The 10807-nt window shown below is 45.5% G+C and carries 8 protein-coding genes; 6 read left to right on the forward strand and 2 right to left on the reverse strand.

Going from position 1 to position 10807, the window contains the following annotated elements:
* Nucleotides 1–186 precede the first annotated feature (186 nt).
* Both AC3DOM_RS10880 and AC3DOM_RS10885 read right to left on the reverse strand, forming a co-directional pair.
* Nucleotides 187–504 (reverse strand): AzlD domain-containing protein, encoded by a 318-nt coding sequence (locus AC3DOM_RS10880; protein ID WP_487919072.1) that lies wholly within the window; start codon nucleotides 502–504, stop codon nucleotides 187–189.
* The gene (locus AC3DOM_RS10885) at nucleotides 501–1181 is read right to left on the reverse strand and encodes an AzlC family ABC transporter permease (protein WP_487919073.1); all 681 of its coding nucleotides are present in this window, start codon (nucleotides 1179–1181) and stop codon (nucleotides 501–503) included. Before AC3DOM_RS10885 ends, AC3DOM_RS10880 begins: the two co-directional genes overlap by 4 nt.
* A 176-nt stretch (nucleotides 1182–1357) precedes the next feature.
* Between AC3DOM_RS10885 and AC3DOM_RS10890 the strand changes: the two genes are divergently transcribed.
* The 6 genes from AC3DOM_RS10890 to AC3DOM_RS10915 all read left to right on the forward strand — a co-directional run.
* Entirely contained in the window at nucleotides 1358–1726 is a 369-nt protein-coding gene (locus AC3DOM_RS10890; protein ID WP_487919074.1) for a YccF domain-containing protein, read from the forward strand.
* Nucleotides 1727–1805: 79 nt separating this feature from the next.
* On the forward strand, nucleotides 1806–2507 hold the full coding sequence (locus AC3DOM_RS10895) for a diacylglycerol/polyprenol kinase family protein (RefSeq protein WP_487919075.1): 702 nt from the start codon (nucleotides 1806–1808) through the stop codon (nucleotides 2505–2507).
* 95 nt (nucleotides 2508–2602) lie between these two features.
* The gene (locus AC3DOM_RS10900; RefSeq protein WP_487919076.1) at nucleotides 2603–3868 is read left to right on the forward strand and encodes a DapH/DapD/GlmU-related protein; all 1266 of its coding nucleotides are present in this window, start codon (nucleotides 2603–2605) and stop codon (nucleotides 3866–3868) included.
* A gap of 3 nt (nucleotides 3869–3871) precedes the next feature.
* Nucleotides 3872–4954, forward strand: coding sequence for a shikimate dehydrogenase (locus tag AC3DOM_RS10905; RefSeq protein WP_487919077.1), 1083 nt, complete (start codon nucleotides 3872–3874; stop codon nucleotides 4952–4954).
* Nucleotides 4955–4981: 27 nt separating this feature from the next.
* A complete protein-coding gene (locus AC3DOM_RS10910; RefSeq protein ID WP_487919078.1) occupies nucleotides 4982–5881 on the forward strand; it encodes a GGDEF domain-containing response regulator in 900 nt (299 codons plus the stop codon).
* A 13-nt stretch (nucleotides 5882–5894) separates the two neighbouring features.
* Nucleotides 5895–10807 (forward strand): GAF domain-containing protein (locus AC3DOM_RS10915; RefSeq protein ID WP_487919079.1); only part of this gene is annotated, 4913 nt, incomplete at its 3' end.

Here is a 10807-nt window from a genome sequence, read left to right on the forward strand (position 1 = left end):
ACGTTTTGAACCCATTACCATCTCTTTTTACAAGCCACTTAGCGGAAACTAAAGTTAAAATAAGGTTTGCGTATTTGGTAGCACTCTTCGACAGAAAGATCATCCCCTTCATCGCAGCTGAATAAGCACACAATTAATTATGCCTCTGGATTTCTTCGTCCTTTTGGCGATGATTTTTCTTTTCCCCTATATTAATAACTGCAACCCCAATAATACTCCCATCCCAGCGATGATCGTCCAGACGATATTCTTTGTCTTCCACGCAACCAGCATTGCGACGATTCCCGCCAGCAGGCGTAAATTGCTAATGGAGATATCCACTGTCCCACCGGGCATAACCAACTCCGGGACAATAATCGCTGTCAAAACCACTACGGGGACAAATCGCAGCGAACGCTGAATTAATTCTGGGGGTTGCCAGCGGTCAAGGATCACAATAAATGAGAGACGAATCCCAAATGTCAGGATGCCTACGGTTAGCATTGTCAGCCAAAAAGAGTTCATTCTTTTTCACTCCACAGGCCGACGATAATTCCCACCATCGCCGCGACGATCAGGTTTAATTTATAGGGCAATCCCGCTGTCAGGACGGCGACGACACCTGCTGAAATCGCAGCGAATAAGCTGGGCCGGTCGCGTAAACTTGGAACAACCAGCGCAATAAAGGTCAGCGCAAGGGTAAAATCCAGTGACCATCCCGGCGGGACTTGCGCTCCCAGAAAAACACCGACCGCTGTGCTGATCTGCCATGACGTCCATAAAGCCAATCCCGCCCCCAAAAAATACCAGTATTTGTGGTCACTCTCATCTTCACGGTTGTAGCGTGTGATCGCCACGGCGTAAGCCTCATCGGTAAGCAGGTAGGCCAGGATCGTCTTCCAAATGGGATTCAATCTTCGCAAATGTGGCGCGATGGATGCGCTGTAAAGTGCGTGACGGAGATTGATCACGAATCCAGTTACGATCATGATCAATGCGGGAGTTCCAATGCCTGCAAGCTGAACCAACATGAATTGGGCTGATCCGGCAAAGACGATCACCGACATGGCCTGTGCCTCTGCTTCGGAGAGGCCTGCGCTGATTGCCAGGATGCCATAGATCATCCCAAAGGGGATCACCCCAACAAGAATGGGGAGTTCATCTTTGACGCCGTGAAGGAATTCGTTTCTTGCGTTTTGCATAGTTTTATCCAGAATTCGCCAATTATACCCCCCTCGCTTTCCCCATTTCGGATCAAGAAAATGATGGTACGAGGGGGCGTATATCTTACATAAAGATAGTTTCTCGTATACAATTCAGATAGTGTACGAGCATATTTTTACAAAAAAGATTCATTTTAACAATAAGGAGAGATCTGATGAGCTTTCTTGGAAATTTGATCTGGTTAATATTTGGGGGATTCATCTCTGGGATGGGATATATTTTCGGCGGGTTGCTGACCTTTTTAACGATTGTCGGGATTCCTTTTGGTACCCAGGCAATTAAGCTGGGCGTTGCTACGATGACTCCTTTTGGGCGTGAGATCGTGATATCCAAAGAAGCAGATAATCCCCTCAACATGTTATTTAATATTCTTTGGGCAATTTTCTTCGGTTGGGAGATCGCTATTTCCCATCTTTTGCATGGTCTTGTTTTGGCTATTACGATCATTGGCCTACCCTTTGCCAGACAGCATTTCAAGCTTATTCCCCTGGCTTTATTCCCCTTTGGCAAGGAATTGCGGTGACCCCCTCTGTCCTACGGACATTACCCCCAAATCCTAAGTCAGGAATTTAGGGGAGATATCCAGAATAATAAGGAAAATCATGAATAATTGGATTGCCCTCGCGATCACTTTTACAGCTGCCCTTGGATTTTTACGCCTGATGGATTTCTTCGCTCATCGCGGATGGATCGAATCTCGCCTGAGTCGCAAGATCATCCATATTGGGACGGGACCGATCTTTGTCTTATGCTGGCTGCTCTTTGACAATATGCCTGCTGCACGTTGGATGGCTGCTCTGGTCCCCTTTGCGATCACCGTCCAGTTTGCGTTGATCGGACTGGGGATTCTCAAGGATGAAGCCTCGGTGAAAGCCATGTCTCGCACCGGAGACCCCAAAGAAATATTGAAAGGCCCCCTTTATTATGGGATCGTCTTTGTATTAATGACCCTCATCTTCTGGAAGGATTCACCTGTTGGCATCATTGCGTTGATGCTGATGTGTGGCGGTGATGGCATTGCGGATGTGGTCGGGCGGCGGGTCAAATCGGCAAAATTACCCTGGAGTCCTGAGAAATCTATCGCCGGGTCGTTGGCGGTTTTTGTTGGGGGCTGGCTGCTTGCTATTTTGATGGTGGCCATTTATGGGGTTGCGGGCGTTTCCGGCTTTTCATCCGCCGAGTCTATTTTGCCTATTACGATCATCGCCTTTGGCGGGATGTTGGTCGAATCTCTTCCCTATAAGGATATTGACAACCTAACAATTACGATAACAGCCGTGATTTTGGGGAGTTTTTTCTTCTAAAATTTATTTCTGTGGTAGAAACTAATGGTAAGATAATGTATCGCTAGGAACTTTTCTTTTTGTGAAATACATTATTTTAGGACCCCTCTTTTCCTATGTTAAAAGTCATCCTGCCAGCGCCTAAACTTATCCATCCCTTTGGTGTGGCTGCGCGTGAATTACGTGTTCATAACCGACCTCTTTTTTTGTTGCAAAGAGATCTGCTTGAGAAATACACAACCCGTGAAATCGAATTGCAGCCCGGGGAACATTTGCCGCAAAGGCGCGAGGAGATGCTGGTTTATCGTAATAATCTCTTTTTCGACCGGGGTTATATCGATACTTTTATTATGATGGCCCGGAAAACCGGGCGGGCTTGCCGGGCAGCCTTTCATGCAGAAGCTCCCGCGTTTCGTGAACATGCGCTGCCTCTTTCAACCTCATATACATCAGCCGGAAATATATACTTTGCCGATCTTTGGTATTATCCGCGCGGCCCTGTTGCCGATGCGCGTCCAATGCTGATAAATATGGAGCCCAGTGAGCTTGGTTATTATCATGTCCCGACCTATATGGCGGACCAAAGTGGGGATCTGGTTTTTCAGGTGCCGATACGCTCTTTGCTGGCAATTGATTCGTGGGTCCATATCTTTATTGCTGATGTGGTCTTTGGGGTATTTGCAACGGGTCTTCGGTTTGAGAAAAGGCTCAAAGAAGACCTTGGTTTTAAAATTAAGGTTTTGGGAAAGGCTCTCTATGAGGGTCGGCAGGTTTTGGAATGTTCCGAGCTGGTTAAAATTGGCAAAGATTGTGTTATTGACCCGAAGGCGATCATTCATGGACCAACGATCATTGGAGATGGGGTTACCATTGGCGCAGGATCAGTAGTGGAAAATTGTATTATTGGTGATAATGTCAATATATCTCAGGATTGCCAAATAATGCTCTCGGTCGTTGGTGATGGAACATTTTTACCATTCAAGTCGGCTTTATTTATGACAACTGTTATGGATAATAGCATGGTTGCGCAAAATACCTGTTTACAGATGTGTGTGATCGGGAAAAACACCTTTATTGGTGCTGGTTCAACCTTTACGGACTACAATCTGATCCCCGCACCAATCAGGGCGATGGATGGTAATAATGAGCTAAAAAACTCTAACCGCCCGGTGATAGGGGGCTGTGTGGGGCATAATTGCCGAATTGGCGCAGGGATGATCATTTACCCGGCAAGAACAATTGAATCAGATGTCGTTTTGGCAGCATCCAATGAACGACGCGTGATTGATAAAAATATATATTTCAAAGATAGTGACCATCACAAACTACGATTAGGCCATTTACATATGACACCGTACCATCAAAAAGAGGAATCCTGGTAATGTATGGACAGTTTTGCCTTCATCATCCACCCCATTGACCCGAAACGGGATGTCAGTCGTAAATTCCCGTTGCTGGGTCGCATTCTTAGCGAAGGACAAATTGATTTTTTCTCAACATTCTTTCCTCCGGTATATCTCTCGGAAATCGAAGGGATCCGGTCTGAGGCGACTGGCAAAGAGATCAAGGGCTGGTTTATTGCCTGCCCCTATACGCCGCGCCGTATGTTGAGTTTGCCTGAGAAGTCAGTCTATCGTAAAATTATCCAGACAGGGCGCATGGCAGAAAAACTTGGTGCCAAAATTCTTGGGCTGGGTGCATTCACCTCTGTTATAGGCGATGCCGGTATCACCATCGCCAAGGGACTGGATATTCCTGTCACGACCGGGGATGCTTTTACCGTCGCTATTGCAGTCGAGGCGCTCCGTGAAGCCGCAAAGCTTATGGGCATTACCCTTGCCAAATCAACGGCAGCAGTTGTGGGCGCGGGCGGAGCGATTGGTCGCGTTTGCGCAGAACTTTTAGCAGATGATGTATCAAAACTCTATCTTCTTGGGCGTCATCCGGAACCTTTAGAAAAGCTAAAAGCAAAATTGGATGTTTCCTCTCGGGCGGAGTTGCAAGCTAGTACAGATCTCTCCCATTTAGCGGATGCCGATCTAATTTTGACCGTGACCAGCGCGGTCAACGAAAATGTGATCCGTCCCGAGCATCTCCGGGCTGGAAGCGTGGTCTGTGATGTGGCTAGACCTCGTGATGTTTCTGCAATGGTAGCAGCCGCAAGAAATGATATATTAGTGATAGACGGTGGGATGGTTGACATCCCCGGTGCAGTTGATTTTCATTTTGATTTCGGTTTTCCAGAAGGCAAGGCCTATGCCTGTATGGCAGAGACAATGGCTTTGGCTCTGGAAGGTCGGTTTGTAGATTACACATTAGGGAAAGATATTACCCGTAGTCGTGTAGACGAGATCGCGATGATCGCAAAGAAACATGGCTTTCGGTTAAGCGGTTTTCGTTCATTTGAAAAGGAAGTGACGCCAGCTCAGATCGAGATTGTACGTCGTAATGTGGCAAAAAGAAATTAGTACTATCCTGAACCTTTGGAGGATCTTATGGGAAATGCCCGCCTTTTGGTTGTAGAAGACGATCCCGACATCTCAAATATGCTAAAAATTTATTTCAGTAGCTTGGGCTTCGATGTTGATGTTGCTCTTCGTGGAAACGATGCGCTGGAAAAAACCCGGCAAGTTTTGCCTCACTTAATTATCCTGGACATCATGCTTCCCGATATTGATGGCTATGAGGTCTGCCGCAACTTGCGCACCAGTATGCGTACAAGCCATATTCCGGTTATTTTTCTGACCCAGAAAGATGAGCGCAGTGATAAGCTCCAGGGGCTTGAGCTGGGCGCGGATGACTATATTACCAAGCCCTTCGATATCGAAGAGTTAAAGTTACGCGTGCAAGGCGCAATTCGACGTTCAGAACGTGAGAGTCTCACCGATCCCCGTTCAGGTTTACCAGCTGGGCGCTTGATCGAGGAGCAGCTTCGCCGCATCATCCGCGAGAAAGATTGGGCTTTAATGGATTGTCGAATCAGTCAATTCTCCGCGTTCAACGATGTGTATGGTTTTGTTGCCGGAGATGATGTCTTGCGTTTTTCGGCAATGCTACTGGGCGAAATAGTTGATGAGTTTGGGTCACCAAATGATTTCATCGGTCACACTGGCGGAGATAATTTTATCGTCATCTCATCGGATGAAGCCATCTTGCAGATCAAAAAGTCTCTAAAGGATCGTTTTGATGAAGAAGTGCAAGCTCACTATAATTTTATGGATCGTGACCAAGGGTTTATACAATCTGCGAATGCAGAAGGGGAGATGGTCAGATCATCTTTTATGAAGATGATGATCGGAACGATCTCTCCAAAAGAGCACCTCTTTTCAGACATTCGGGAAATTACAGAATTAGCGGCAGAGTCTCGCCGCCTCGATACACCTACCGGGGTTTAAGGTCTTTTCCATTATGGATGCAGGGATTGCTTCAGGTCTCATTCTCGCGTTGGTAGGGCTGGTGCTAATTGCACTGGTTTGGGTTTTAACGCGCTGGGTTTTAAGTGTCCACCCAACTTTGCAAGCCGCTATCGAATCTCCCTCGAAAGAAACCCCTAAACACGGAGATGCTGTTTTGGTAATCCATTCGGGTGGAAGAATCGATTACGCAAACGCGACGGCCAGAGAATGGTTTGAGTTGACCGAAAGAGAGACTCCGAACCTGGAGAGAATTGCACGTCGAGCACGACCAAGCGATAAATTTTGGGAATTATGCGCAGCGGAGGGACAGGCTCATTTTTCAATTGCAGGAAAAATGGTTGAGGGAATTTCTTATCAGGTGCCGGGTAAAGATCCGCTGCTTTTGCTTTCTCTGCGACAACTAGAATTATCCACAGGTATCGCGGATGCTCAAGATATTTCAGGCTCGGTACTGCGAATCATCACTGATTTTGGACAAGCAATTGCTGAAAATCTCAACCTGGATGCCACCCTTAGTGCGGTAATAGAAAATGTAGAGAGACTGGTTCTCTCTGACATTCTGGAAGTCAAAGTTTGGGAGAAAGCGAGACAATCCTTTATTTCTTATCGCATAGGAGTAGCGGATGGAAAATCCCAACTTGAACGAAGCGACAACACGCGTTTTGGAAATTATTCGGCTTATATTGCAGAACAGGAAGATGCATTATTTGTTTCGGATACACAAACTTTTGAAAAACTTCGTTTTCTGGAAGAAACAGATCAGTTTTCAATACGTTCATATATTGGTATTCCTCTTCATGCGGGTGGTGAACTGGTGGGATTATTAGAAGTCGGGCAGATAGCAGCGGATGCATATGCCCAGGAAGATCAGGACATCCTTCAAATGATTGCAGGGCAGGCTGCTGTAGCAATTCGAAATGCCTTGCTCTATGAAAATGAACAGCAACGAACGAGGGAACTCACCAGTTTGGCGAATTTGGCGCAAGCAGCAGGTTCTTTACAAGACAGAGAAGAATTTTTTTCTACCCTGGTGAAAAATATTCGACCGCTCTTTGATGTCAAAATTCTTGGATTTTTACTCTATGATGAGGAACGCCGGATGTTGGAAGGACAAGTTCCCTTTGAAGGGATGCCTTCTCATATTGTAAGTGTCTATCGTTCTGAAATAGTAGCTGATAGCGTGGCAGAAGAAATAATCAATGCGCAGCAAGCTCTACTAACCATTGAAGCAGCAAAAGATCAGCGCTGGGAAGAACTTCACCTTCAGAATATTGCCCAGGCAGCAAGTTTGCATGAATCCGCATTGGTTCCCTTAATTTCCAGCGGACGCTTTTTGGGTTATTTACAACTTTCGAATCATATTCAGGGTTCGCAGGAATTCAATGAAAACGAAGTACATTTGATGAATGTCGTTGCCAATCAAGCGGCAACAATTATCGACAATGCGAGCCTTGTTTTGCAAACCCGACAGCGTGCTCGTCGTGCTGAAACGATGAGGCGTGTTGCCAGTTTGGTTTCCTCATCAGCAACGTTGGATGAAACACTTCATTTCTCGATTCGGGAATTGGTCCAACTAATTGATGCGGATACAGCGGTCCTCTTTTTGCTCGATGAAGAAGAGGGGGGGCTAAATGCGCATGAAAAATCAATTTATGGCATTCCTGCTGAAAGCATAGGGAAATTCTCTAAAATCTATCTTGAGGATCCTCAATTCCGTTTTACAGTGACCGGCAGCCAGCAATCTTTCAGGTCTGGTAACGTGCAAGCTGACCCTCGGATTACGGATTTTTATCGGCCGATGGCCGATGCCTCTGAAATGCAATCAGCTTTGGCTGTGCCACTTGTAATTCGAGAGCATGGTATAGGGGAAATATTCTTGGGCAGCCGATTTCCAGACTTTTTTACAGGTTACGATATTCAAGCCGCAATCACAGTTTCTGAGCATTTAGCGATTGCGGTGGGGTCATCACGAGCTGCAGCACAAACTGATGAGAGTTTACGTTTGCGTGTAGACCAACTAACAGCCCTTTCACGTGTTAGTCGAGAATTGAATAGTAATCTCAACCTTAAACATTTATTGAAGGTTGTTTATGATGAAGGTTTGCGAACAACCAAAGCTGATTGTGGCACGATCACCATATTTGATCAGAACACTTTTGAAGAGGATACGCCTAAGGCCATACTTGCATTAGGATGTGCCCAGGGGTCTCAGTTAACGGAAGCTGAAGAGAATGTGGCGCGTAGCGGAAAAGCGCTCTTTGTCGATGATTTTTCTGAAGGGTCGCATCCATCCAATCATGAGGGCGTCCGATCTGCCTTGATTGCACCAATTGCTTACCAAGGGAAAACTGTTGGATTATTCCATTTGCATTCAATGTCTCCCCATCATTTTGACGAAGAAACTTTGGATGTGGTAAAGACATTGGCAATTCAGGCTGCGATCGCATTTGGGAATGCGTACCGTTACGAAGAACAGCTTCAGCATGGAAAATTGCTCGAACGCCAGGCAAAAACTCTTACAAGCCTTTTTGACACAACCAGCTCTCTTGAGTTGGAGCAGCCGCTCGCCGAATCATTGCAGGTGATTTCTCGCGGCATTTGTGATGCAACTCCATTTGATGAGGTGCTGATCAGCATTTATGATCCCAAGACCGAGACGATGCAATATATATCCGGAGAGGGCATATCGGAAGATAACTTTATTATTCTTCAAGAAGCCAATCAACCTTTTAATAGTATTCAACAGCTATTGAAACCTGAGTTTCAGCTAGGCAGAGCGTACTATATTCCTGCTGAGAAACCCGCTGTGATACAAAGCAAATTTCATAATATTATCCAGGATAAGGAATATGATGAAAGCGAAGCATCTGGCGCCTGGCATTCTGATGATAAATTCCTTTTTGTACTTTATGACCAAGGCGAAAACCCGCTGGGGATGATTAGCCTTGATAAACCTCGCGATGGTTTCTATCCAGATCAGTCAACAGTTGAAGCAGTTGAAGTTTTTGCTGCACAGGCGGCGCTTTTAATCAGCAACCAGACACGGCTGGAGGAGTTTAGCGAGAGGGCGGACGCTCTATCTGCCGGACTTGAACGACAACAGCGCTTATTAAAAATCAGCCAGAATGATTTGCCAACGATGTTGCATAAAGACATGGAACAGACGATTACCATTCATAAACTTGATGGAGCTTCAGATCGTACTCGTGCAGGTTTGCAAATTACAGAAGAAATTAGCAAGCAAGTTGACGCATCATCTGCATTGCAGGCTTTGGGACGAGAAATTTTGACCCATATGGGTTTTATGACAGCGTTTATTGCAGAAAATACTATTGAAGGGCCACATTTGCTGCAAACTATGGGGGATCTGCCTCCTAAGATTAATCCGGATGCCTTGTTTGGACAACGCAATCCTCTGCGCACTTGTTTACAAACAGGTGAAGTTATGCTGGTTATGAATCTGGAGGGAAACGACGAATGGCGGGAAACTCCTTTGCTTAGTGCGATGCAAAGTAAGAGTTTTATTGCTCTCCCTATCATTGTGGAGGAGGAAACAGTTGCTGCAGTCTTGGCGGTGAGCACAGACCCAATGGCTATTCTCACCTCAGATGATGAGCAAGTGTATTATCAGATTTCTCGTCAGGCTTCGATCATTTTACAGAATATTCATTTGCTTACATCTGTTCGCAGAAGGTTCAAGGAAGTGAATCTTTTGCTTGATTTCAGCCGAACATTGGATGATCTAAGCCCCTCCGACATTACGAAAGCGCTCCTTAAAAGTGCTTTGAACGTAATTTCTGCTGCTCATGCAGGGATAGTATTGCTTTGGAATGAAAGTACCGAGAGGCTTGAACCAGAGGCTGTGCAAAATTACACTGATAATGCCAGCATGGAGAAAATCTCCTATCATTCAGGTGAGGCATTGCCAGGCACAGTTTTTGCAGAACGACGTTCTCGACTTGTAAGTGAAGTTAATTTTGCCCGGGACTATACGCTTTCGGCTTCTTCTCTTCATATCTATCGTGAGGCAGTAGGAGGACGATTGCCGATATCCAGTTTATTGGTACCGATCCAAACGGGTGATTACTGTCTGGGCGTACTGGTCTTAGACAATTTCAATAAAACTGGCGCCTTCAATAATGAAGATGATAGCTTGCTTCTTTCCCTTGCACAACAAGTTGCTCTTTCTCTTCAAAATGTTGATTTATTACATTCTACGGAAGAGCGCGCCACGCAGCTTGAATCTCTCACAGAGGTTACTGCCACAATAAACTCAAGTCTTCAAAGTGAAGAATTGATTCCGTCTTTGCTGAGCCAGCTTGAAAGGGTCATCCCCTATGATAGAGCGATGCTTTGGCTCTATGATGAAGATAAATTACAGGTGGCAGCATCGCGTGGTTTTCCTGATGATATCTCTCGTGTTGGGATGAATGCCTCACAAAACGATAATAAACTTTTGAATGAGATGCTTCAATTTGGAAAAACAATCTCAGTTCCTGACAAGAGAGAAGATGAACGTGTTCAAACTGTAGGGGATTCTGAGAATTTATCGTGGTTGGGTATTCCCCTTCTCTATAAGGGGGAGGTAATTGGTGCTATGATGCTGGATAAACAAGAAGCCAATTTCTTCACTTTGACACATACTCAAGTTGGGGCAACTTTTGCAGGACAGGCCGCTGTCGCGATTGAAAATGCTCGTCTATACCAATCGACTTTATCCACTGCTGACCGTTTGGGAATCCTCAACTCTGTGAGCGCGGAAATTAGTGCAATCCTTGAGCCAGAAAAGATTTACGATGCTATTTATGAGGCTGCCAAAGGTCTGATGTCTGTAGAGTCTTTTGAGATTGCACTTTTTGATAAGGAAGAAAATCTTATTAGCAGTGTTTATCATGTTGTTCAGAA

The sequence above is a fragment of the Candidatus Desulfolinea nitratireducens genome (genome assembly GCF_982879505.1).